This window comes from Natronincola peptidivorans (assembly GCF_900111615.1).
Classification (GTDB): Bacteria; Bacillota; Clostridia; order Peptostreptococcales; family Natronincolaceae; genus Natronincola_A; species Natronincola_A peptidivorans.
Genome location: NZ_FOHU01000003.1, coordinates 1 through 25,926, shown reverse-complemented (window position 1 = coordinate 25,926; position 25,926 = coordinate 1). Strand labels below are relative to the sequence as shown.

20 protein-coding genes are annotated in these 25,926 nt (G+C 37.0%); 18 read left to right on the top strand and 2 right to left on the bottom strand.

Annotation, left to right across the window (positions count from 1 at the left end; genetic code table 11):
- Positions 1–26: 26 nt before the first annotated feature.
- The gene (locus BMX10_RS04605) at positions 27–1,454 is read left to right on the top strand and encodes a spore germination protein (protein WP_090440090.1); all 1,428 of its coding nucleotides are present in this window, start codon (positions 27–29) and stop codon (positions 1,452–1,454) included.
- On the top strand, positions 1,454–2,563 hold the full coding sequence (locus BMX10_RS04600) for a Ger(x)C family spore germination protein (protein WP_090440087.1): 1,110 nt from the start codon (positions 1,454–1,456) through the stop codon (positions 2,561–2,563). The genes BMX10_RS04605 and BMX10_RS04600 overlap by 1 nt, the downstream gene beginning before the upstream one ends.
- A gap of 156 nt (positions 2,564–2,719) precedes the next feature.
- Here the strand turns inward: BMX10_RS04600 and BMX10_RS04595 are convergent, their stop codons facing one another.
- Entirely contained in the window at positions 2,720–3,808 is a 1,089-nt protein-coding gene (locus BMX10_RS04595) for an HD-GYP domain-containing protein (protein ID WP_090440084.1), read from the bottom strand.
- 524 nt (positions 3,809–4,332) lie between these two features.
- On the bottom strand, positions 4,333–5,433 hold the full coding sequence (locus tag BMX10_RS04590) for an HD-GYP domain-containing protein (RefSeq protein ID WP_244272649.1): 1,101 nt from the start codon (positions 5,431–5,433) through the stop codon (positions 4,333–4,335).
- 352 nt (positions 5,434–5,785) lie between these two features.
- Between BMX10_RS04590 and BMX10_RS04585 the strand changes: the two genes are divergently transcribed.
- The 16 genes from BMX10_RS04585 (at position 5,786) to meaB (ending at position 25,596) form a co-directional block, all read left to right on the top strand.
- Entirely contained in the window at positions 5,786–6,124 is a 339-nt protein-coding gene (locus BMX10_RS04585; RefSeq protein ID WP_090440078.1) for a hypothetical protein, read from the top strand.
- A 31-nt stretch (positions 6,125–6,155) separates the two neighbouring features.
- Entirely contained in the window at positions 6,156–7,298 is a 1,143-nt protein-coding gene (locus tag BMX10_RS04580; protein WP_090440075.1) for a THUMP domain-containing class I SAM-dependent RNA methyltransferase, read from the top strand.
- 142 nt (positions 7,299–7,440) lie between these two features.
- Positions 7,441–8,874 carry a sigma-54 interaction domain-containing protein gene (locus BMX10_RS04575; RefSeq protein WP_244272634.1) on the top strand — a complete coding sequence of 478 codons (1,434 nt, stop codon included), beginning with the start codon at positions 7,441–7,443 and terminating at the stop codon, positions 8,872–8,874.
- A 261-nt stretch (positions 8,875–9,135) separates the two neighbouring features.
- Positions 9,136–10,173: an L-erythro-3,5-diaminohexanoate dehydrogenase gene (kdd, locus tag BMX10_RS04570; RefSeq protein ID WP_090440072.1), complete on the top strand. Its 1,038-nt coding sequence runs from the start codon at positions 9,136–9,138 to the stop codon at positions 10,171–10,173.
- A 21-nt stretch (positions 10,174–10,194) separates the two neighbouring features.
- Complete coding sequence (gene kamA, locus BMX10_RS04565; RefSeq protein WP_090440069.1) at positions 10,195–11,448, top strand: lysine 2,3-aminomutase; 1,254 nt, start codon at positions 10,195–10,197, stop codon at positions 11,446–11,448.
- Between the two features lie 116 nt (positions 11,449–11,564).
- Complete coding sequence (gene kamB, locus BMX10_RS04560) at positions 11,565–12,608, top strand: lysine 5,6-aminomutase reactivase subunit KamB (protein WP_090440067.1); 1,044 nt, start codon at positions 11,565–11,567, stop codon at positions 12,606–12,608.
- Positions 12,601–14,247, top strand: coding sequence for a lysine 5,6-aminomutase reactivase ATPase KamC (gene kamC / locus BMX10_RS04555; protein WP_170834682.1), 1,647 nt, complete (start codon positions 12,601–12,603; stop codon positions 14,245–14,247). Before kamB ends, kamC begins: the two co-directional genes overlap by 8 nt.
- Complete coding sequence (gene kamD, locus BMX10_RS04550; protein WP_090440062.1) at positions 14,240–15,796, top strand: lysine 5,6-aminomutase subunit alpha; 1,557 nt, start codon at positions 14,240–14,242, stop codon at positions 15,794–15,796. Before kamC ends, kamD begins: the two co-directional genes overlap by 8 nt.
- On the top strand, positions 15,796–16,551 hold the full coding sequence (kamE, locus tag BMX10_RS04545) for a lysine 5,6-aminomutase subunit beta (RefSeq protein ID WP_090440059.1): 756 nt from the start codon (positions 15,796–15,798) through the stop codon (positions 16,549–16,551). The genes kamD and kamE overlap by 1 nt, the downstream gene beginning before the upstream one ends.
- Positions 16,552–16,668: 117 nt before the next feature.
- Entirely contained in the window at positions 16,669–17,403 is a 735-nt protein-coding gene (locus BMX10_RS04540) for a vWA domain-containing protein (RefSeq protein ID WP_090440056.1), read from the top strand.
- A gap of 54 nt (positions 17,404–17,457) precedes the next feature.
- Complete coding sequence (locus BMX10_RS04535; RefSeq protein ID WP_090440054.1) at positions 17,458–18,360, top strand: protein kinase domain-containing protein; 903 nt, start codon at positions 17,458–17,460, stop codon at positions 18,358–18,360.
- Between the two features lie 73 nt (positions 18,361–18,433).
- Positions 18,434–19,831, top strand: coding sequence for a tRNA lysidine(34) synthetase TilS (gene tilS, locus BMX10_RS04530; RefSeq protein WP_090440051.1), 1,398 nt, complete (start codon positions 18,434–18,436; stop codon positions 19,829–19,831).
- A gap of 100 nt (positions 19,832–19,931) precedes the next feature.
- Complete coding sequence (gene ftsH, locus BMX10_RS04525; protein WP_090440047.1) at positions 19,932–21,956, top strand: ATP-dependent zinc metalloprotease FtsH; 2,025 nt, start codon at positions 19,932–19,934, stop codon at positions 21,954–21,956.
- A gap of 493 nt (positions 21,957–22,449) precedes the next feature.
- A complete protein-coding gene (locus BMX10_RS04520; RefSeq protein WP_090440044.1) occupies positions 22,450–24,129 on the top strand; it encodes an acyl-CoA mutase large subunit family protein in 1,680 nt (559 codons plus the stop codon).
- 30 nt (positions 24,130–24,159) lie between these two features.
- Positions 24,160–24,561: a cobalamin B12-binding domain-containing protein gene (locus BMX10_RS04515; protein WP_090440041.1), complete on the top strand. Its 402-nt coding sequence runs from the start codon at positions 24,160–24,162 to the stop codon at positions 24,559–24,561.
- 81 nt (positions 24,562–24,642) lie between these two features.
- A complete protein-coding gene (gene meaB / locus BMX10_RS04510; RefSeq protein WP_170834681.1) occupies positions 24,643–25,596 on the top strand; it encodes a methylmalonyl Co-A mutase-associated GTPase MeaB in 954 nt (317 codons plus the stop codon).
- Positions 25,597–25,926: the final 330 nt, after the last annotated feature.

Genomic DNA, 25,926 nt, shown 5'->3' with positions numbered 1-25,926 from the left:
ACAGAAAATAAAGCTGGGTGATGCGTATGAGCAAAAAAAAGATACTGCAAAAAAAATACAAGGATAGACTTGAATATATTCAAGAAAAATTAAAAAAAAATCATGATTTGATTATTCGAGAGGTTGATACAGATAAAGGAAAAATACAAATCATTTTTTTAGAAAGCTTAGCTGATTGTGGGAATGTCAGTTTAAATGTGGTAACACCCCTGATAGAAGCAGAGGAAATGAGTGAGGACATAGAGGGGGTTAAGGGAAGGATCTTAACCAACAATAATATTGGAGATGTAAAAAGCCTAGAGGCAGCCCTGATGCATATCTTGTCTGGAGATACCCTCATTTTGTTTGAGTTTATCGATGGCATGATTTTCTCTGAAAGTCGATATACGAAGGCTAGGGCTATTGAGGAGCCCCCTAGTGAAGTGGTAATAAAGGGACCTCGGGAGGGCTTTACTGAAAGCATCATGGATAACATGGCATTGATCCGTAAAAAAATAAGAAATGTAGATTTTAAGATGGAGCGGATTGTTGTAGGGGAAGAAACCAATACTGGGGTCATCATGGCCTACATAGAAGGAAAAGCACCGGAGGAGCTGGTGAATTATATACGAAGCAAGTTAAAAACGGCACAGCAAAAGTATATCATTGAAACAAATTATATAGAGGAGGAACTGAAGTGTAAGGGTACAGCCTTTGATACCATTGGCTATACAGAAAAGCCGGATGTTGCCGTATCAAAAGTGTTGGAGGGAAGGGTGGTAGTTCTAGTAGACAGCAGTCCCTTTGTTCTCACTGCTCCCCATTTTTTTATGGAGGAAATTCATATGGCGGATGATTATTACCTCAATAAATATCCTCAAAATTATTTTCGTCTGATACGATGGGTAGCATTTCTGATTGCCCTTTTGGTACCTGGACTGTATTTAGCTTTAACCACCTATCATTTCAGTCTGATACCTTCGGTTTTTGTTTTCCGTCTGGCGGTGCTGAGGGCAGGGGTACCTTTTCCTACCTTTTTAGAAATCCTCATCATGATGTTTTTCTTTCAGCTATTAAGGGAAGCAGGGGTCCGTCTGCCTCAAGCCATCGGTCCTGCCATCAGCATTGTTGGAGCTTTGATTTTGGGAGATGCTGCCATCCGTTCTGGGATGGCCTCAGAAATCACAGTGCTGGTGGTGGCTTTATCTGCCATATCCTTATTTTTAGTACCAAAGCTCTATGGAGCCACCAGTATATGGACAAATGTCATCCTGATTTTTTCTGGAGTACTGGGATTGCCGGGGTTTTTTATAGGTTTTATTCTTGCATGCTCACATCTGGCAGGCTTAGACAGCTGCGGCTATCCCTACCTTTATCCCTTGGGAAGCATGAGGGATTTTAGCTTCAAGGATCATATTGTAAGGTATGATGTAAGGAAGATATCCAATAATATTTTAAAAAAGGAAGATTCCTAATGAAAAGATTTTTTATTGGCTTATCTCTAGCCATTACTTTATTATTGACCAGCTGCTACAGCTATAACGATATCAACAGAATGCTGTTTCCTATTGCCCTAGTCATTGATATAGATGAAGAAGGAAATGTCCTAGTATCCCAGGAAATCTTTCACTCCTTCCGCAGTCAGCAGGAAAATGCCGAGCAGGGGCAGCGGATTCTCTATAGAAGGAGCGGCAAGTCATTTTTAGATGTGATTAGTAAATTTGAGGAAATGGGCGCACAGCCCTTTAGCTATACCCAAAACAAGATTATTATTTTCACAGAAAGGGCAGCCAAGGAGGGGATCAAAGACTATTTGGATGCTCTTCATCGAAACCAGGATTTTCTTTTAAGGCCCTATGTGGCGGTTTATTATGGAGATGTAGTAGAACTACTGAATATGGAGATAAAGCAAAATGAATACTTGGGCTTATATCTATTTGACTTATTTGATCGACCTGTTGAACGGGTCACCATGCAGCATTTAAAGCTATTTGAGGTATTAAAGAAAAGGAGAATGGGGAAAAATGTTCTGGTGATTACATCAATTACAATAGATAAAAATCCTTTAGAGGACAAAATACGTAAGGATGGGGCAGCAGTTTTTCACAATGATAAATTAGTGGAAAAAATAACAACAGAGGAGATGAAGCCTTACGCCTTTATGGTGGATAGAGCAAGGGCGGGATTCCTGGATGTTCCTCATCCTCATGGTGAGGATAAATTATTAACGGTTCAAATCCTAAAAGGCAATACCGTATCGGATATTCTTTATGAAGATGGAAAAGTCATACTAAGGCAAACCATCAATGTAAGAACCTCTATAGTAGGGACAGAAGCCAGTATTGTATTGGATGAAGAAACTGTCAGAAAAATAGATGCATCCGTACAGAATACCATCAAGAAAAACTGTCATGAGCTTTTTCATAAGTATAAAGAGAAGGGGATTGATATCTTTGATATACAAGAGATGTTTCATAGGAAATATCCCCGATTAGAGGTGGAGAATGCTATAGAGGTGACGGAGTATCATCTGCAAATAGATCATCATATAGAGGGAACGACAAATGTTACCAGCTTTAGATAAAGATAGGCTGCAATTGAGAGGAAGGGATTTCTCTCGATTGCAGCCTAATTTTCTACAGCTAGGAAAATATATGCATTTTAATCTTTGAATCAGTTATAACTTTTTTAACTTTTTACAAAATAAGGTCAGCAATTAGATCTTTGGAAGGAAGACTGTTTATATGCTGCTGATCATTTCTTTAATGACCAGCGTCTTATTTTCTAATAAATCTACTGTATTAGAGGTATTCTTTCTATCCTTATCAATAATTAATCGAATAACAGGTCTAGAGAAAAATCGGCCGTTTACCTTCACTACGACACCAATACTTCCATCACTAAGCTTCACTAGGGTGTTGACGGGATAAGGATTGATATTGAGGATAAAGGCCTTGGTTAAGGTTGGATGAAATAAAGTACCTCCACTTCCCATGATATACTCCAGCACCTCTGAAACCGGCTCTGCCTTTCTATATGGACGGTGGGAGGTCATAGCATCAAAGGTGTCAGCCACAGCAATGATTCGAGAAAATAAATGGGTGTCCTTATAATCAACAGTATCAGGATAGCCTGAGTTGTCATAGCGCTTATGATGCTGTAGAGCGGGTATCCTTATGGTGGGGTTGATATCTTGTTTGGTTTTTAAAAATTCATAGCCCTTGACAGCATGGGTTTCGATTTCCTTAAATTCCTTTTCCGTCAAAGGACTTCTCTTTTTTAAAATATCCTCTGGGACAAACATCATACCGATATCATGAAGGGCCGCCGCCAGTGCCAGTTTATCTAAATCCTGCTTGTTTAACCCCAAAGTAGTACCTAGGACGAGGGAGTGAATCATTACATTAATAGAATGCTCATATATATAACCCTCCACTGTTTTTAAATCCAGCAGCTCAAGGACGATATCGTTTTTAGCAAAAATTTCATCCACAATGGTGGAAATAGTAGCCTTAGCCATGTTTAAATCTTTAGTAAACTCTGAGGAGGTACTATTGGGATTCTTTCCTTCCTCTCTAACGATAGAGGCCAACCTTCGAACATGACCAATAGCCTTTTGCCGCACCTCTGGTTTAATAATGTCCTCAATATCTTGTTGAGAATACTCGTCTTTTATGTAAACTCTACTATAGCCCATGTCTATCAACCTTGCTATTAGTGAAGGTCTTAGACTAACGCCATTAGACAGTAAAATTTTACCATTTTCATTAAAGATGGGTAAAGCCAATATGTGATCTTCTGTAGCATGATATAAATCTATTACTCTCAATTTATCACCTTCTTTAAATTATGATAATGTTTTTGTTTTAATAATACCATATCATATTTTTACTAGACAAGCCACATAAAACAAGTGTTTAATTAATAACAATCATTGGCTTTTTAGCAAGAACTATTATGCTCTTACCTATACTTATGGTCATCATAGCCAAAGCCTTTACCTTGATAATAGGATGATATAGAGGGGCGGTAAAAAATCCACAAACACCTGTGGATAATGTGGTTTCTATTCACAATAATACCCACATGCTTGTACCTTTTAAAATCACATTATCAACAAGATTACCCACATTATCCACATGGAAAGTATATACATATACACAGATAGCACCAAAAAATCTGTATTTTGTTGTAGCATTGTGTAAAAACAAAGAGAAATAAGGAGAAAAAACCGAGGGAGCTTGCAAAACAATACACATAAATCACAATATGATTCAAAGAATAACTAGTAAATAGTTTAAAAAAAGTAAAAAATCCAACTTCATGTATGAAGTTGGATTTTTTGATACATTTTTAATAAAATTCTTCCATTTCTACACCACTATTTTCAGGACTATTTAAATCTAACAATGTGTCTGACCCAGACAGCTTTAGGATAGGTCTATAGATATTTCTTTTTGGAATAAAAACGATTTCTCCAGTTTCTCCATTGTTTAATCTAACCATCTGTCCTACAAAATAATCCCCAATACGATTTAAAAACATATATAGGATATTGGTGTCTAACTTTCCTATAAATTGGGTTTCCATGATTTTGATGGCCTCAAAGGGGGTCTTTTTATCTCTATAGGCTCTCTTTGCTGTTAAAGCGCTATAGATATCAGCGATAGAAATAATACGGGCAAAGAGTGGAATTTTATCTCCCGTAATTCCCATAGGATAGCCGCTTCCATCAATCTTTTCATGATGTAATAAAACAGCTTGCTTCACTCTTTCAGCAATAAAGTCATAGTGTTTAATTAAATCATAGCTGAAAACAACATGCTTTTGCAGCTCTAACCATTCATCATTGGTTAGGCTTGCCTTTTTATTTAATAAAACGGTGGGTATCTGTATTTTCCCAATATCGATTAATAGGGCCGCTAAGGATAAATCCTTTAAATCCTGTGGTTTTAAATCTAACCATTTTCCAATGGAATAAGCAATAAGGGTAACATTATGGGCATGAGCATAAGTGATATCATCTAAATCCTTAATTTTTTGCATTAACTGAAAAATATTGATATCCTCTTTAAAAACCTCAAGGGTTTCTTGGATTTTGTTGACCAAATCATCTTCGTGGAGATTATCTCCATTGATAATCTTTTCAAATTCTTTTTTTAAACTTGCTCGCTTACTGTCAAAATTTTTGACGAAATTTACTATCTTTAGGGCTGTTGGGCTTGTTTCTTCTTCAGTAACAATGTCCTCGTCAATGCTAGATTCGGAAGGTTTTTGTATAAGGACCGTAAAAACACTATGCTGTGAAAGCATGTCAACAAAATGCTCTGGATCGTTAATCACAAAGCCTCTAGGGATCAAAACAACACCTCGATTGTTGAGAATTTCTCTAGCTACAATCATCCCAACTTCTACATCCATAATACTTATTTCTTGAGTTTGAAAAAATTTCATTGTTTTCACAAGCACTCCACCTTTTTATAGATTTATTCGGGTTATACTTTGAGGCAAGTCACTAACAAAGGATTTATAATAATGAAACGATAATAGCAATTCTAATAGCAATTCTAATAGGAGTATTTTGTATATAATGTTTACATATCAAATAGAAATTCGTTTAATAAGTATATTACTACATAGAAAGCCAAATCCCTGCCATAAAACGACAATTTTTCTTGAAATATTCTAAAAAATCTTAAAACCTTGGTTGCTAAGGGGAAATATCCTCTGTTGTTTTCTTTTAACTTTCATCCATTATTTTGATATAATACTTAAGAAGAGGAAATATAACAAAGAGGTGATGGTCTTGAAACAAGAAAAAAAACAAAAGTCAAACAAAACAGAAAAGCGGGTTATGAAGGATAAAAATAGAAATTTAGTGGAATTGTATAATAAAGGGAAAGTACACTATGTGTTGAAGCATGGTGTACTAAGCTGGGGAATTTCCACAGGTATTATTTTTGTAATATTAACCAGTTTATTTCAGTATGGATTTTCCTTTAGGGAAATCACGGATAACTTTTTTACAATAAACTCCCTTTTAGCTATTGCAATTTTTGCTGCAGCAGGCCTTATATGGGGGCAAATTATGTGGAAGGTTATTACCAAACAGGTAGAAGGAATGAATCCAAAAAAGAAAAAGTAATGGATGATTTATAAAGAATAGGAGAGATAAAGTGAGAAAAATAGAATTAATTGCTACAGCAGCCTTTGGCTTAGAGGCAGTAGTAGCGAGAGAAGTAAAGGAATTAGGTTATGAGGATGTTAAGGTTGAGAATGGCAGAGTTACATTTACTGGAGATGAGATGGCGATATGTAGGTGTAACCTGTGGTTAAGAACAGCTGATCGAGTTCTTTTAAAGCTTGGAGAGTTTAAGGCAACCAGCTTTGAAGCGTTATTTGAAAAAACAAAAGCCCTGCCTTGGAGTGATTGGATACCACAGGACGGAATCTTTCCTGTAGAGGGAAAGTCAATTAATTCGCAGCTGGCCAGTGTACCTGACTGTCAGGCTATTGTGAAAAAGGCGGTGGTGGAAAGCTTAAAAAAGAATTATAATACTACATGGTTTAAGGAGGAAAAGGGTCAATATACCATAGAAGTAGCCCTATTAAAGGATATAGCCACTTTAACCATTGATACCAGTGGTGCTGGATTACATAAAAGAGGCTACAGAACCTTATCTAACAAAGCTCCTCTCAAGGAAACTCTTGCAGCAGCATTGATTTTATTAAGCTATTGGAATCCTGACAGAGTATTGATAGATCCGTTATGCGGTTCGGGAACCATCCCGATAGAAGCAGCGTTGATAGGGAAAAACATAGCTCCGGGAATGAATAGAAGCTTTGTGTCGGAGGAATGGGAGGTAATTTCTAAAGAGCTTTGGAGAGACGCTAGAAAGGAAACCCATGATTTAGCTAATTATAATAGACCTTTGAGGATCTATGGATCGGATATAGATGGTGAGGTAATGAGTTTAGCAAGATACCATAGTAAAGAAGCCTTTGTAGAGGAGGAGGTCCATTTTCAAAAACTAGATGTAAAGGATTTAAAATCTAGGTTTGAATATGGCTGTATTATAACCAATCCACCTTATGGTGAGCGATTAGGGGAGAGAAAGGAAGTAGAAAAGCTTTACAAGACAATGGGGAAGGTCTTCAATCAGCTAGACACCTGGTCGCACTATGTTATCACCTCTCACCCTCAATTTGAAGAACTATTTGGTAAAAAGGCCGACAGAAAACGTAAGCTATATAACGGAAGGATACAGTGTAATTACTACCAGTATTACGGACCAAGGCCACCGAAAAATAGTAAATAAAAAGTAGCAGCAAGTTTCCATTTTTTTTGCTGCATCATTTGATTTTTTCTACAACCTCAGACCCTGTGTAAGACACAGGGTTTTTTCAATTGTTTGTAAGTTTCAAGTGATTACGATATAATAGAAATGTGGGTGCTGAAAAATGGGCATAAATAGCTTAAAAATTGGCGGTGATAGGATGAAAAGAATTCTTACAAAAAAAAATATTGAAAAAGTGCTGGACTATATTGGAGAAGGAATTCAAATTGTAGATATTGATGGGAAAATCGTTTACTGCAATTTAGCAGCGGCTAATTTAGACAATCTTAATAGAAATGAAGCCATCGGGAAAAATATATTAGACATTTATCCTTCTCTTACCGAGGCAACCAGTACCTTGATGCAGGTGATTAAATCTGGCCACCCTATTTACAATTTTCAACAAACCTTTTTAAACTATAAGGGCTACAAAATTACCACCATTAATTCCTCTATTCCTATCATAGAGGAAAAAGAAATTCTAGGGGCATTAGAAATTTCTAGGGATATCACACAGGTAAAGGCATTATCAGAAAAGGTTGTAGATTTACAAAAACAGCTATATAACGAAGAAATTGTAAAAAAGCGGGAAAGAAAAGGAACCGCTAAATATACTTTTTCTGATGTTATTGGAGCCAGTAAAGAAATAAAGAGATTAAAGGAAAAAGCACTTAGAGCTGCCCAAAATTTATCTTCTATTATGGTTTATGGCAGTACGGGAACGGGAAAGGAATTAATCGTACAATCTATCCATAATGCCAGCGTGAGGAGTAGTAAGCCCTTTATTGCACAAAATTGTGCAGCCATCCCTGCCTCCCTGCTGGAAAGTATACTGTTTGGTACGTCGAAAGGAAGTTTTACTGGGGCAGATGATCGACCAGGATTATTTGAGCTAGCCAATGGAGGCACTCTGTTTTTAGATGAGATTAACTCCATGCCGATTGAACTTCAATCTAAGCTATTGAGGGTTTTAGAGGAAGGAAACATTCGAAGAGTAGGGGATATAAGAACAAGACCTGTGGATGTAAGGATCATCGCTGCTATGAATATGGATCCCCTAGAGGCGGTGGAGAAGAAGTATTTAAGAAGCGATTTGTTTTACAGATTAAATGTTGTTTCTTTACGGATACCTAATCTAAAGGAAAGAAAAGAAGACGTAGAGGTATTGCTGAATTTCTTTATTAGAAAATTTAATAAAAAGCTGGACAAACAAGTTTTAGGGGTAGAGCCTAGGGTCATGGAGATTTTCCATGGATACCACTGGCCTGGTAATGTAAGAGAGCTAGAAAATGTAATCGAAGGAATGATGAACATACTGGAGGGTCAACTGATTACAGTGGAGGATCTACCCTACTACTTTAAAAGCTATAGCTATGCTTCTGCAGAGGATATAGAGGCCAATAGTATTTCTTTAAAAGAGAGACTAGAAGAAACAGAAAAACAGGTAATTACAGAAATGTTAACCAAAACAAAAGGCAATGTTACCACTACTGCAAAGCTGTTACAAATGCCCAGACAGACCTTGCAGTATAAAATGCAAAAATATCAAATCACTTAATTGCCGATTATTCGGCAATTATTTGTTGCCCTTGCCAGACCCACCTACATTTTTCCCTTTAGACCCGTTGAAAACACAGATAAAAGCAAAATCAATATCGGCTGTATATGTTGGCATGAATATTGCATCAATATAATTGCTATAGAGTTTTTATTGATGAAATAGTGCAATGCTGCTATGAATTAAGTATTTACTTATTTTTTTAATGTGAATAACTTATGAAGCTTTACAAAAGCTTAAAAATATCAAGGGGGAATAAAGATGAAAAAAGGATGTCCATTCGGCACTCACAGAGTAATTGAACCAAAAGGAGTTTTACCACAACCTGCTACAAAGATTGATAACAGCATGGAGATTTATGACAATGAGATACTTATTGATGTAAAGACATTAAATGTTGATTCTGCTAGCTTCACTCAAATAAAAGAAGAAGCTCAAGGAGATATAGAAAAAATTAAAGAGATTATGATGAGCATTGTTGCTGCTAGAGGAAAACACCAAAATCCTGTTACTGGATCCGGTGGTATGCTTATAGGAACTGTTGAAAAAGTTGGACCAGCTTTAGAAGGAAAAACTAATCTAAAGGTGGGAGATAAACTAGCTACCCTTGTTTCTTTATCTTTGACACCTTTGCAAATTGATGAAATCAAAGAAATCCGTAAGGACATAGATCAAGTAGATATAAAGGGAAAAGCTATTTTATTTGAAAGCGGTATTTATGCTGTCATGCCAACAGATATTCCAGAAAACTTAGCATTATCTGTATTAGATGTAGCAGGTGCACCTGCACAAACGGCTAAGCTGGTAAAGCCTAGTGATACAGTTGTTATCATCGGCGGTGGTGGAAAATCTGGAATGCTTTGTCTATATGAAGCAAAAAAACGTGCAGGAATCACAGGTAAGGTTATTTGCTTAGGCCATAGTGAAAAATCAGTAGCTAGAGTAAAAAATATGAATTTAGCGGATGAATACTTTACAGCAGATGCAACCAATGCAGTTGAAGTGATGGAAAAGGTAAAGGAAGCAACCAATGGAGAAATGGCTGATGTTGTCATCAACTGTGTAAATGTACCTAATACAGAAATGGCCAGCATATTAGCAGCTAAAGATGATGGATTGATTTATTTCTTTAGTATGGCAACCAGCTTTACAAAGGCTGCCTTAGGAGCTGAAGGAATTGGTCGTGATACTACCATGATCATAGGCAATGGCTATACAAAAGGACATGGGGAAATTGCACTGCAAATAATGCGAGAAAGTGAGATCTTGAGAAAAACCTACGAAGAATTGTATGCTTAACCATTGTAGAGGAGGAATTAGATGCGTCACTATCGAGATATAGATTTATGGAAAGACGTTTCAGAAAAAGATTGGAGCGATTGGCAGTGGCAGGTGCAAAATAGAATTACCACCTTAGAGGAATTGAAGCAGGTTATCAATGTAACTGAAGAAGAGGAAAAGGGCATATTGAAGTGTCTTGAAACTCTAAGGATGGGTATACCCCCATATTATGCAGCTTTGATGGATGAAAATGATCCTAACTGCCCTGTCAGAAAACAAGCAGTACCTAGAACGGTAGAGTTGACAAAGGGTAGTGCTGATATGGAGGATCCACTGCATGAGGACGAAGATTCTCCAGTGCCAGGACTAACCCATAGATATCCTGACAGGGTACTATTGTTGATTACTGATATGTGTTCTATGTATTGCAGACACTGTACTAGAAGAAGATTTGCTGGTCAAAAAGATACTGGCTTACCTGTAGATAAAATAGATGCGGCTATTGAATACATTAAAAACACACCGCAAGTAAGGGATGTACTATTATCTGGAGGAGACTGCCTACTGGTTTCTGATGAAAGGTTAGAATATATCATTAGTAAATTAAGGGCCATAGAGCATATCGATGTTATTCGCTTAGGCAGTAGAACACCAGTGGTACTACCGCAAAGAATTACACCAGCTTTAGTAAACATGATGAAAAAGTATCATCCTATATGGTTAAATACACATTTTAATCATCCAAAGGAACTGACTAAAGAAGCAAGGGAAGCCCTTACTTTAATGGCAGATGCAGGAATTCCGTTAGGAAACCAATCGGTACTTTTAAGAGGAGTCAATGACTGTGTGCATATTATGAGGGATTTAGTCCACGGGCTGGTGAAAAATAGAGTAAGACCGTACTATATTTATCAGTGTGATCTTTCTATGGGAATTGAGCATTTTAGAACAAGTGTAGCAAAGGGTATAGAAATAATAGAAGGACTTAGGGGTCATACCTCCGGATATGCAGTACCTAATTTTGTGGTAGATGCGCCAGGCGGTGGCGGAAAAATCCCTGTGATGCCAAATTATGTATTATCCCAATCCCATAACAAAGTAGTTCTCAGAAACTATGAGGGGGTTATTACCACCTACACAGAGCCAGCTCCTTATGAGGAAAGCTGCAGCTGTGATGTTTGTACAGGAAAGAAGGCACATAAGCTCCATGGAGTAGCTGGATTACACCAAGGAAATATAACTGCTTTAGAGCCAGCTAACTTAGAAAGACACGAAAGAAGTAAAAAAGAATAGAGTAATAGTAAGGAACCATTTTTGTTAGAGCTTTTAAACAAGGTTTGGTTTAGGTTTTTAGTTATGTATAGCTGGACCTAAACCATAACCTGAGTTTTCAGGTGGGAGGTGTAGAGATGCAATTAATGGATTTGATTCGTTACAAATACAAAACTGTTTCTGTTGTAGGGATGGCGAAAAACGCCGGAAAAACCGTTACCCTAAACAGGTTATTAGAGGAGGCAGCAGAAAAAAACATCATCTTGGGATTAACCTCTACTGGTAGAGACGGAGAAAAACAGGATTTAGTGACAAAGACTGAAAAGCCAACGATTTATGTCATGGAAAACACCATTATTGCAACTACAGAGGACTGTTTATTGAGAAGTGATGCCAAACTGGAAATTTTAGAAGCTACTGATTATGTTACTGCCATGGGTAGAGTGATTATCTGCAAAGTAAAGGCAAGAGGGATGATAGAAATTGCAGGCCCAGATACCAACTCTGAAATAAGAGAAGTGGCCATGAAGATGAGGTTTTACGGAGCGGAGATTGTGCTAATAGATGGTGCTATTAACCGTAAGACAACAGCATCTCCTTCCATTACAGAAGCTACTATATTGGCTACTGGAGCAGTTCTTAGCAGAGATATTGATAAAGTCATAGAAGGAACACAGCACCAAGTACACCTGTTTAACCTACCAACCATTGAGGATGAAACCATGAAGCCTTTGATTGCTAGCTTAATGGAGGATAAATCCTACAGTATTATTGATAAGTCAGGTAATGTTGAAGTGTTAGATATACCAACTGCTATTAACAATGGAACTACTATAGGGAGAGCTTTAACAGAGGAAAGTGCCTATGTTATTCTATCTGGTAGTTTAGTGAAGAAAACATTGGAGGATATATTGACGGTAACAGAGCTTTATAAAAATGTTACTTTTATAGTAAGGGATGCAACAAAGATATTTATAGGTGCAAAGGATTGGAACTTTTTTATAAGAAGGGGCTTTAAAATAAAGGTAGTAGACAAAATAAACACTTTGGTGGCTACCTTGAATCCATATGCACCTCAAGGCTATCAATTTGATCCTAAAGAGTTTTACAATAGAATGAAGCGAAATCTACCACTACCAGTAATTGATGTCATGCTGGAGGAGGAAGAGGTACATGTATAATTATATTACTGAAGAAAATGCAAAAGAGATTGGTTTAAAACATATATTACAAAAACTTCCTACCCAAACTCCCTATGGAAAAGAGGTAAAAGAAAACATAAATCCTTATTTATCAGATAGAATAAAGGATTTACGTAAGACCTTAAGGGATTTGGGGATTTTTTTGGAGGTTGTAGAAAAGGATTATCAAGTCCTGAGGGGCTTAAACAATCATTTAGGCGAGTTTATCGATATAAAAAGCTCTTTCTATAGAGCTAGAAACCATGAAATACTCAATGAAGTAGAGCTCTTTGAAATCAAAAACCAAATCATGGCGATGGAAAAGCTGCGAAAGTTTCTCCGACGCTCCCCCATAGCAATAGAAGTTTTTCAGTTGTTGTCCATGGAGAAAATCGAGCAATTATTGGACCCTGAGAATACCGGCGTTGAAACCTTTTATATATATGATGTATATTCTGAGGAACTGACCAATATCCGAAGGAAGAAAAGGGAATTAGAAGAAAAAATAACTTATCTTAATAAAAAAATCAAAGAAGAAATAGAAGAAGAAATAGGAATTAAGCCTAAATTGAATGGAGAAATTCTTGTCCAAAGAGAAAATGAGCAGCAGATAGAAAAGCTGGGGAACTCCAAAAGGGTTCATCAGATAGCAGAGAATATTAAATTTTTTATTTATAAAATAAAGCCTTCAAAGGAATTAAAAATACTAGAAACAGAATTAGAAGATATAAAACTACTTGAAGAAGAAGAGGAATTCAAAATTCGTCAAATGTTATCGGAAACAATAGGTGAAAGCGCCAATGATATAGTAAGGAATATTGATGCCATAGGACAGATGGACTTTATTATGGGGAAGGCCATATTGGCACTACAAATGAAAGCAGTAAAGCCTAAGATAGTAGAGGAGCCTATGCTTAGGGTAAAGGATGGCCGACATGCTGTTATCGAAGAAAAACTAAAACGTCAAGGCTCTAGCTATACCCCTGTAGATGTTTCTTTAGAAAAAGGAATAACCTTAATCACAGGAGCCAATATGGGAGGAAAAACCATTACTTTAAAAATGATGGCTTTGATTACCGCTATGGCACAGTTAGGGTTTTATGTGCCAGCTAAGGAGGCTATTATATCTCCAGTATCTTTTGTCTATTTTTCCTCAGGAGATCAACAATCAGAGGAAAACGGTCTCTCCACATTTGGAGCTGAGATTGAAGGATTAAAAGTTGTGATTGAAAAGGCAGATGATGCAGGGTTGATTTTGATAGATGAGCTAGCTAGAGGTACGAATCCTCTAGAGGGCTATGGTATTTCTAGAGGTGTGTTGGAGTACTTGAAGAATAAGCCATCTATTTCCGTGGTAACTACCCACTTTGATGGCCTCAGCAATATAGAAGGAATTAAGCATCTGCAGGTGGTGGGACTTAAAAATGTCCCAGTGGAAACATTAAAGGAGCAATTGCAGGTGTCTAAGGATTATAAAGGGGTATTAGAAAAATATATGGATTATCGTCTGGAAGAAAAGAAGGAAGAAGAGGTTTCGCCGAAGGATGCCATTATGATTGCTAAGCTAATGGGTCTAAAGGAAGAGATTATAGAGGAAGCATCAAAATCTATAAGAGAAAGGGAGGAACAAAATGAATAGCAAGCTAAATCTAAATCAAGGGATGATTGACAAGGCTAGAACTGCCGCAAGTAACATTGCAGAGGATGTACAAAAGTTTATTGATCAACATACAACTGTGGCGGTGGAAAGAACAGTTGCACGATTACTAGGAATAGATGGAGAAAATGACATTGATAAACCACTGGCCAATGTTGTGGTGGACAATATTAAAGAGGGTGGTGGCCTAGGAAGTGGTATTGCCTACTGGATGGGAAATGCCATGGTGGATACAGGAAAATCTTCTCAAGAAATAGCGGAGGCTGTTAGCGCTGGAGAATTAGATTTAACCCGTATTCCTGCCCATAGCCTAGATGAAATTAAAGAGGCTATTGATACCATAGCAGAGGAAACCGTCTCAAAGATTAAAGCCAATAGGGAAAAAAGAGAGACCTATATTGATAAGATTGGGGATGCAAAAAAACCTTATCTTTATGTTATTGTAGCCAGTGGAAACATTTATGAAGATGCTATTCAAGCCAAGGCCGCTGCTAAGCAGGGAGCGGATGTTATCGCCGTGATTCGAAGTACAGCTCAAAGCTTACTGGATTATGTCCCTTATGGCGCTACTACAGAGGGATTTGGCGGCACCTATGCAACTCAGGAAAACTTTAAGATTATGAGGAAGGCATTGGATGAAGTAGGAGAAGAAGAAGGAAGATATATAAGATTATGCAACTATTGCTCAGGGCTATGTATGCCAGAGATTGCTGCAATGGGGGCTTTGGAAAGATTAGATATGATGCTAAATGATGCTCTGTATGGTATCCTTTTCAGGGATATCAATATGCAGCGAACCCTAGTAGATCAATATTTCTCCAGAATCATCAATGGCTATGCCGGCATCATCATCAATACAGGAGAGGACAATTACTTAACCACCTCTGATGCAGTGGAGGAAGCCCATACGGTACTGGCATCGCAATTGATCAATGAGCAGTTTGCTTTAAATGCAGGAATTCCTGAAGAGCAAATGGGGCTAGGTCATGCCTTTGAAATGAATCCAGATATAGAAAACGGGTTCCTGTGGGAGCTGGCACAGGCGCAAATGGCGAAGGAAATATTCCCTAATGCCCCCCTAAAGTATATGCCTCCTACTAAGTTTAAAACAGGTAATATATTTAAGGGACATATACAGGATGCTTTGTTTAATCTAATATCTATTTGGACAAATCAAGGAATACAGCTATTAGGTATGCTGACAGAAGCTATTCACACTCCCCACCTCCATGATAGAGCATTGGCTATTGAAAATGCTAAGTACATCTTTAACAATTGCAGAGATTTAGGGGAAGAAATTGAATTCAAAAAGGATGGCGTTATCCAAAAAAGAGCCCAGGAGGTACTTTATAACGCCGGGGAGCTATTGGAGCAGATAGAAAAGGAAGGGCTGTTTACCACAATAGAAGAAGGTAAATTCGGTGGTGTTAAGCGATTGAGGACTGGCGGAAAAGGACTGGAAGGGGTAACAAAAAAAGCTGAAGGATACTTTAATCCCTTTATTGATAAGATGTTAGGAGGGAAAAAATAATGGCTATAGAGAAGGTTGATTTGACAAAGGTAAAACCCTATGGAGATACCTTAAATGATGGTATGGCACAATTAAGCTTTTCTTTACCGGTACCCTACGGAGAAGAAGCAAGGGAGGCGGCAAGACTGCTGGCTCTGAAAATGGGCCTGGAAGAGCCCAGTATTGTAGATGCTAAGGACTTGGGCATAGGCTATACTTACTTTGTGGTATATGGTAAATGCAAGCATACTGTAGATTATAGCAGTATTCAAGTGGCTAAGGTAGAAGTAGATACTATGGAGAAGGAAGAGGTAGAAGCATATATAGAAAGCAATATAGGCAGGGATGTTGTGATTATTGGGGCCTGTACTGGAACAGATGCCCATACTGTTGGTATTGATGCCATCTTAAACATGAAGGGCTTTGATGGACATTATGGTCTGGAGAGATATAATGGAATAGAGGCCTACAATTTAGGCAGCCAGGTACCAAATGAGGAACTGGTGGCAAAGGCAATAGAGCTAAAGGCAGATGCAATACTGGTATCCCAAATTGTAACACAAAAAGATGTGCATATACCCAACCTGACAGAGCTTATTGAAATGCTGGAGGCAGAAGGCATAAGAGATAAAATGGTGGTTGTATGTGGTGGGCCAAGGATTTCTCATGAGCTGGCAAAGGAGCTGGGCTATGATGCTGGCTTTACATCTGGCAGCTATGCAGAAGACGTGGGATCCTTTATTGTAGAGGAAATGGTAAAAAGAAAGTTAGTTTAAAACTAAAAAGATTAAGAAAGCATAGCATAGGGCATATTCTGCTTTATGCTATGCTTTCTTTGTGCATAAAAAACCTTCTTATGGCAATACTTGCAAAAAAAGCATAGGAGGTAAGATATGGATAATAAAGAAGCTGTTATAAAGCAAATCATTGTTGTCACTGACGGTCAGTCCAATGTAGGAGGTGATCCTATTGCGGTAGCCAGGGAAGCTAATAAAAAAAATATTATTGTCAATACCATAGGGATTGTAGATGAGAAACAGGCAGATGAAAAGCCCTTGACAGAAATTCAAGATATTGCTGAGGCAGGAGGAGGTACCTATGAATACACCTGTATCGATGATTTATACCAAACAATGCAAAGTGTAACCTATAAAACTGTAAATAAAACCATACAGGATGCAGTAAATAAACAGTTAAAGGAGATTATTGGAGAAAATCTAGATGACATGGCGCCAGTCTCCCGAAGCAAGCTGTTACAATATATCGATTCCTATTCTGATGAAGTGGTTATGCAGTGTTGTATTCTAATGGATACCAGTGGAAGCATGGCAAAAAAGATCCAATCGGCGAGACATAGTATTTTGGATCTCATGGATACCTTTAAAGCCAGGAAGGGTAGAGTAGATATGGCCTTAATTGCTTATCCAGGTGAGGGAAGAGAATACTTTAAACTAATACATAATTTTAATGATAACATAGAGACTTTAGAAAGCAGACTTTATGATATAAAAACTAGAGGAACCACCCCTACCGCTCCGGCTTTAGACTACGCAATAAAGCTTATGGAAGAGTACCAGGAGATGTCTAATGAGGAAGAAGCACTAAAACTAGAAGATGCCATAGGATAACGGAGAATAAATATTCTCCGTTTATTTATACATAAGGAAAGAGGTGAAAAAGGAATGGAACTGCCTCAACTGACCCCTGCTTCTGTTATTGAGGGAAGATGGAGTAAAAATAAATATAAGATTAAGAAAAAAATCGGTAAGGGAGGGATCGCAGAGGTTTATTTAGTAGAAGATATAAAAACAAAAAAGGAGTATGCTTTAAAAATCAGTAAAGATAGTATTTCTATTAATAGAGAATATGAGTTGTTGAAAAAATTTAATAAAATTGATATCATTGTAAAATGCTACGAAATAGATGATTATCAAATACATGGGGAAAACTATTACTATATTTTATTGGAATATATAGAAGGAGAAAATCTAAAAAAATATAGACAACAAAAATATTTGCAAAAAAATACAATTATCGCTATTATTCTTATAATTTTAAAAGGAATAAAGACATTATACAGCGAAGAGTATATCATAACAGATTTAAAGCTGGAAAATATAATGATGGATAAAAAGAACAGGCAGCTGAAGATAATAGATTTAGGCGGAGCGGTAAAAAAGGGAGAGACTGTGAAAGAGTTTACCCCTTTGTATGATCGAGCCAACTGGAAATGCGGAGAAAGGGTAGCAGAAGCTTCTTATGGGATATTTGCAGTTATGATGATTTTTACCAAACTGCTTTTAAAGGAGAATATACATCCTAAAAAGGAAAATATCCAGGATGTTATTAACAAAATCAGAGGTTTAGGTTTAGGGGAGGAAATAGAAGCATATATTATAGAAGGTCTCTTAGATCAAAATAAATCGGTGGATTATTTCTTAGAAGGGTTTAAAAAGCTATATAGACAGGAACAAGGCATTCAACAGCAAATGAGAATACTACTGAAAGAAAAAAGAATCAATTATTTCTTAGGGTTTAGTATTTTTTCCTTTTGTATAACAATAATAATCCTATTTCTAGCTTAAATACTTTAGGATATCTCGTATAATCAAATAGAGTAGAAAATGTCTTATAAATCAACAAACGAGGGATGAGAGCATGCTGGATAAAGTAAAAAAAACAATAAAAAGATATGATTTAGTTGAGGTAGAGGACAGAATAGTGGTGGCGGTTTCTGGTGGGCCAGATTCCATTGTATTGTTACATGCTTTATATAGTCTTAGAGAAGAATTTAACCTGCAATTATTTGTAGCCCATTTGAACCATAATTTTAGAGGAATTGATGCCCAAATGGATGCACAATATGTAGCTAATTTCTGTGAAGCAATGAATGTAATTTGCTTTGTTAAAAGCATGGATGTTCCTAAATATGCTAAAGAACAAGGATTGTCCTCTGAAGAGGCAGGCAGGGTGCTGAGGTATAAATTTTTTCAAGAGGTAGTAGAAAAGGTAGGAGCAAACAAAATAGCCGTTGCCCATAACCAAAATGACCAGGCGGAAACTGTCTTGATGCGATTGCTGAGGGGCACTGGTATACAAGGGCTGACGGCTATTCATCACGGTCGAGGACAAATCATTCGCCCTTTACTAGATATAAGTCGTAAAGAAATAGAGGAGTATTGTCTTCTACACAACTTATCACCAAGAATTGATGAAACGAATTTAGAGCCCATCTATCACCGTAATAAAATACGCTTAGAATTGATTCCCTATATAGAGGAGCATTATAATCCCAATATCATAGAAAGTCTAGCAAAAACAGCAGAGATTCTTAAAAAAGACAATGAATTTATTGAAATAGTTGGAAAGGATGCTTATAAGCAGGTAATGCTTCAAGCTAGGGAAGGATGTTTAGAATTTTCTATGGAAGGTATAAATAAATTACATATAGCTTTGCAGTCAAGAATTTTTAGATTAGCCACTGAAGCTTTAGTTGGAAAATTAGAGGCTTTAGAGTATAAACATATGCAAAGCATCATGGAATTGATACAAAAAAGTGAAACTGGCAAGAAAATTTTACTTCCTATGGGTATAATAGTAAAAACGAGTTATAATAAGGTTATATTTACTACGCAGGAGCAAGAGGAAGAAACTACATTTTATTACCCTTTAAGGGAGAATGGGCATACAAAAATAGAGGAAGTCCAAGGTGTAATCATTACAAAGGTAATAGAGAGGGATAATATAGAAGCTATTAGTAGAGATAAATATATCAAATACTTTGATTATGACAAAATAAAACAAACCTTAAATGTGAGAAATCGCAAGGATGGAGACCGATTTTGGCCTTTGGGTCTGGTAGGGAGCAAAAAGCTAAAGGACTTTTTCATAGATTACAAGATTGAGAGAGAAAAAAGAAATCAAATACCATTAATCTGTGATGGAGAGGAGATTATGTGGGTAGTGGGTTTTAGAATTAGTGAAAAATATAAAGTTACTGATGAAACCAATAAAATTTTATCGATTCAGTATAACCCCCCCTCAGATGTAGAATGATTTATAAAAACTACTATCCAACTTAGTTGTTTTTAACTGGATAGTGTGGTAAAATATTTTAATGTAGAAAAAAATGATGGTCATGAGAGGAGGACTTTTTTTGAGGAAATTTTTCCGAGGAGCTAGTTTTTATATACTGATTTTTATCATCCTGTTGATACTTGTGCAACAATTTGCCAAACAACCTCAGCAAACGATAGAAATAGATTTTTCCAGATTATATAAAGAGCTTGTAAATAACAATGTAACAGAAATTCATATCGTAGACCGCTCAGTAGAAGGAACGATTATAAGTAATAATGAGCCTGTTCATTTTAAATCCTTTATACCTACTGTGTTTAGCGAAGAAAAGTTTACAGAAGTGATAGAAGAGCAAATGGTTAATCAAAGAAACCTAAAAGTGACAGGTGCACCCCCTCCAGGGACACCTTGGTTTATTGAATTGTTACCTTCTATTTTTATGATATTAATCTTTGTAGTGTTTTGGTTTGTATTTATGCAGCAATCCCAAGGTGGAGGCAATCGAGTAATGTCCTTTGGCAAGAGTAAAGCAAAGCTTCATAAGGATGATGACAAGAATAAAACCACATTTGAAGATGTAGCGGGATTGGATGAGGAGAAGGAAGAACTTCAAGAACTAGTAGATTTCCTAAAAAATCCTCGTAAATATATTGAGCTTGGGGCAAGAATCCCAAAAGGCATCTTGATGGTTGGACCTCCAGGAACAGGGAAAACCTACTTAACCAAAGCGGTAGCAGGAGAAGCGGGCGTTCCATTCTTTAGTATAAGTGGATCTGACTTTGTGGAGATGTTCGTAGGTGTAGGTGCATCCCGTGTAAGAGATTTATTTGAGCAAGCAAAGAAAAGTGCTCCGTGTATCATTTTTATAGATGAGATTGACGCTGTAGGAAGAAGAAGAGGTGCTGGACTTGGGGGAGGTCATGACGAAAGAGAGCAAACCCTTAACCAGCTATTAGTAGAAATGGATGGCTTCGGCATCAATGAAGGTATTATCATTGTTGCAGCCACCAATAGACCTGATATATTAGACCCTGCCCTTTTAAGACCTGGACGATTTGATAGACAGGTTATGGTTGGAGCCCCTGATATAAAAGGTAGAGAAGCTATATTAAAGGTACATTCTAGAAGTAAGCCACTAGATAAAGATGTAGATTTAAAAGTGTTAGCAAGAAGAACCCCTGGCTTCACTCCAGCTGATATAGAGAATCTTATGAATGAAGCTGCCTTGTTAACTGCTAGAAAAAATGAGAAAAAGGTTAGAATGGCCACCATAGAAGAAGCTATTACAAAGGTAATTGCTGGAATAGAAAAGAAAAGTCGTGTCATCAGTGAAAAGGAAAGAAAGATTACTGCCTATCATGAAGCTGGGCATGCTGTTGTAGCTACATTACTGCCAAACACAGATCCTGTCCATCAGGTAACGATTATCCCAAGAGGTAGAGCCGGTGGATTTACAATGATTTTACCGAAGGAAGACAAATATTATGCTACCAAGTCAGAGATGGAGGATCATATCGTACATCTTCTAGGGGGCAGGATGGCAGAAAAGCTTGTTTTAAATGATATTAGCACAGGAGCTCAAAATGACCTTCAAAGAGTTTCTGATATTGCCAGAGCCATGGTTACGAAATATGGTATGAGTGATAAAATTGGACCGATGGCTTTAGGTGGCGGAGATGATGAGGTATTTTTAGGAAGAGATATGACCTCAAAGCGTAATTACTCTGAGGAGGTAGCTTCTGAGGTAGATCATGAAATAAAAAGAATTGTAGATGAAGGCTATGAAACAGCAAAGGAACTATTGGAGAATAATATGGATAGCCTGCACATTATAGCAAAAGCCTTATTAAAACTAGAAACCCTAGATGCTGATATGTACAAAAAAATCTTTGATGGAGAACTGATTATAGAAGATCAAGACACTGTTGAAGATATTGATAAGAAAATGAAAGAATTAAAAGCCAAGGAAAAGGGCGAGGAAAAGAAGGAAGCGGAGCAAGAAGGGCAAGAAGAAAAAATCCAAGACAAAGCTCAAGAAGACTCCGAGGAAAAGCCAAAAGACCAAGAGAATCCTAGTGAGGATCAAGATAAAAAAGAAGAATAAAGAAAAAGTCCTGAATTTATATTCGGGACTTTTTTAAGTCGCCAAAAAATACATGTATTTTTAAAATGCAAGAAACCTTCAATAATATATCTTATTTCTACCCTTTTTAAGGTAATTTAGAGGAAAAACTTCAATGATATACATATCTGAAAATATATCTTGCATAATTGATATACAGCTGAAGAAAATTAACAAATCAATGAAAATTCAACGCTTTAAATTTTTTAATTGGCTTGCAGGAATTATTTAAAAACTGTAGAATAACAATAGGGATAACAAAAATGAAATTAAAATTTCAACTTTTATTTCTTATGAAGCAAAAATTTCAAAACTAGGAGGTTTTTAAGATTTTAAATAAAAAAACAAATAAAATACTAAAAAAAATTCTTTTAAAACATATATAATGAAGATGGAGGATTTTTATAAGAATTGCTCATAATAAAGATATATATATTAAGTATAATATTTTAAATAACACGAGGGAGGCAATAAGATGTTTGAAAAAGAAAAGTTGCAGGAACTTAAAAAAAATCAAACAGACTGGAATGATAATAAGGTTGAAAAGAGTTTGCAAAGATTCCCAGAAAGAAAGGATGAATTTGTGACGGGGTCCAATCAAGAAGTCGATAGACTTTATACCCCTACATATTTAGAGGAATTTGATTATGATCAAGATTTAGGTTTCCCGGGAGAATATCCGTTTACCAGAGGGGTACAGCCTACCATGTACCGAGGAAAATTCTGGACCATGAGACAATACGCTGGTTTTGCCACGGCAGAAGAATCTAACAAAAGATATAAATATTTGTTAGAGCAAGGTCAAACTGGATTATCCGTTGCATTTGATTTACCAACACAAATTGGTTATGATTCAGATCATGCTTTATCTGAGGGGGAAGTAGGAAAGGTAGGAGTAGCCATTGATTCTCTAAAGGATATGGAAATACTATTTGATGGTATACCTCTTGATAAGGTAAGTACTTCCATGACCATCAATGCCCCAGCATCTGTTTTGTTGGCTATGTATATAGCTGTGGCAGAGAAACAAGGTGTATCCTCTCAAGAACTAAGAGGAACCATTCAAAATGATATACTAAAGGAGTACATAGCAAGAGGAACCTATATCTTCCCAACAGAGCCTTCTATGAGATTGATTACAGATATATTTGAATATTGCTCTGAAGAAGTTCCGGGATGGAACACTATTAGTATCTCAGGATATCATATCCGTGAAGCGGGATCGACTGCTGTACAGGAGGTTGCATTTACTTTAGCTGATGGGATTGCTTATGTGGAGGCGGCTATAAAAGCTGGCTTAGATGTAGATAAATTTGCACCAAGATTGTCTTTCTTTTTTAATGCTCACAATGATTTACTAGAAGAAGTAGCTAAGTATAGAGCTGCTAGAAGACTTTGGGCAAAAATCATGAAGGAAAGATTTGGAGCCAAGAATCCAAAATCTATGCAATTAAAATTTCATACTCAAACAGGAGGGTCTACATTAACGGCCCAGCAGCCTGACAATAATATTGTTCGTGTTGCTATTCAAACCTTAGCAGCAGTCCTAGGTGGAACACAGTCACTGCATACCAATTCTAAGGATGAGGCTTTGGCATTGCCAACAGAGAAATCTGTAAGGGTTGCTTTAAGAACACAGCAAATTGTAGCCCATGAAAGTGGTGTAGCAGAAACTGTAGATCCATTAGCTGGCTCCTATTATGTAGAGAGCTTAACCAATAATATTGAAAAGGAAGCAATGGAATACATCAAGAAGATTGATGATTTAGGGGGAGCAGCTGAAGCCATTGATAAAGGATTTATGCAAAAAGAGATTATGGATAGTGCTTATGAGTACCAAAAACAAATTGAGAATGGAGAAAGAATTGTTGTTGGTATGAACAAATTCCAAGTGAAGGAAGAACCTAATGAAGGCCTATTAAAGGTAGATCCAGCTGTCGGTGAAATGCAAAAAGAAAAAATTAATCAACTAAAAGCAGAAAGAAACAATGAGCAAGTAGAAGCAAGCTTATCAGCCCTTAAAGATGCTGCAAAAGGCAATAAAAACCTAATGCCTTATATATTAGATGCTGTCAAAGCCTATGCAACCTTGGGAGAGATTTGTGGAGTTTTAAGAGAAGTATTTGGTGAATATCAGCAAAACGTTATTCTTTAATATAGTAGAAAAATAAAGGAGGTTAACGAGATGGATAGACCTATTCGAGTGTTAGTTGGAAAACCCGGCCTGGACGGTCATGATAGAGGAGCTAAAGTAATAGCAAGAGCTTTAAGAGATGCAGGAATGGAGGTAATTTATACCGGATTAAGGTTGACACCTGAGCAGATTGTTCAGGCGGCTATTCAAGAGGATGTAGATGTTGTGGCATTAAGTGTTTTATCTGGAGCCCATAACCATCTTCTTCCAAAGGTAGTAGAGCTACTAAAAGCAGAAAATGCTTACGACGAGATTTTAGTGATAGGAGGAGGGGTGATTCCTGAGGAGGATATTCCTTTCTTAAAGGAGAAGGGTATACAAGAAATATTTACTCCCGGAACCCCTACAACTGTAACCATAGACTTTATTAAGGAAAATTTGAAAAGGGTTTAAAAATCGGGGAATAGAAGGTGGGAAGGATTTCCCCCTTTTTCCCATTTTAACTTGATTATTAATGAATTAGGTGGTGCAATAATGGATTTAGCAGAAAGGCTTTTAAAGGGTGATAAGAGAGCTGCAGCTCGACTCATTACAATGGTGGAGAATAATGATAAGGACGCTATAGATGTATTGTCTACTATATACAAGCATACTGGGAAAGCAAAGGTAGTAGGCATTACTGGACCACCTGGAGCTGGTAAAAGCACCCTTACTGATAAACTGGTAAAAAGATTACGTCAGGAGAACAAAACAGTAGGTATTATTGCTGTAGATCCTACCAGCCCCTTTACAGGCGGATCTATTCTAGGAGATCGGATACGGATGTCGGATCTAAATACGGATCCAGGGGTGTTTATTCGAAGCATGGGAACAAGGGGACATTTGGGAGGACTTTCGAAAGCTACCTTGGGAGCTGTAAAGATACTAGATGCCTATGGACTTGATTATATTTTGATAGAAACTGTAGGGGTGGGTCAGTCGGAGGTAGATATTGTCAAGGCAGCAGATACAGTAGTAATGGTGATGGTACCTGGGCTAGGAGATGATATCCAAGCTATTAAGGCAGGAATTATGGAAATAGGAGATGTGTTTATTATCAATAAGGCTGACAGAGAAGGTGCTGACAGAACGAAAACAGAAATTCAAATGATGCTGGATTTTAACCATGGGGATTGGCGGCCGCCAGTAACAAAGGTAGTAGCTATTAAAAATGAAGGCATAGAGGAATTAGTAGAGAATCTACAAGAACATGAAAACTACCTAGAGCGTACTGGCAAAGGAATTGAACGACGGATCAGTAATAGTGAGATGGAGATATTGCATTTAACTCAACAAAGTCTTATGAGTAAAGTATTAGATAATAATAAAAACAAAAACGAAATTCGTAGCTTTGCAGAGAAAGTGGCCAAAAGGGAGACGGATCCCTATACGATAAGTAATAAAATAATAGAGCAAATTATCATGGAGAATAAAGATAGTGTAAAGTAGGTTATGAAAACTAAGAAACAAAATTTTACAACATGATTTGTGGGGGGAGTACCTTCTTAAAAGAAGAAAACATCAAAAAAATAGATTGATGATACCACAAATAATGCTCTGGAACCCACAGCATTGATGGTGAAACGATGAAGTTTAGCAAAAGTGCAAAGGCACATTTAAGGGGAAGGTTGGTTTTGTTGTGAGAGGATGGTTTGTTGCCCTAAGTAGATCAGTAGCTGCCATTTGCCCGGCATATTATCGGCATTTGTCAGCATATCGACTTCGTTTAAAGGACGCTTCCACTCATGAAGCTTGTGAGGACGAAGAAAGTTATAGTAA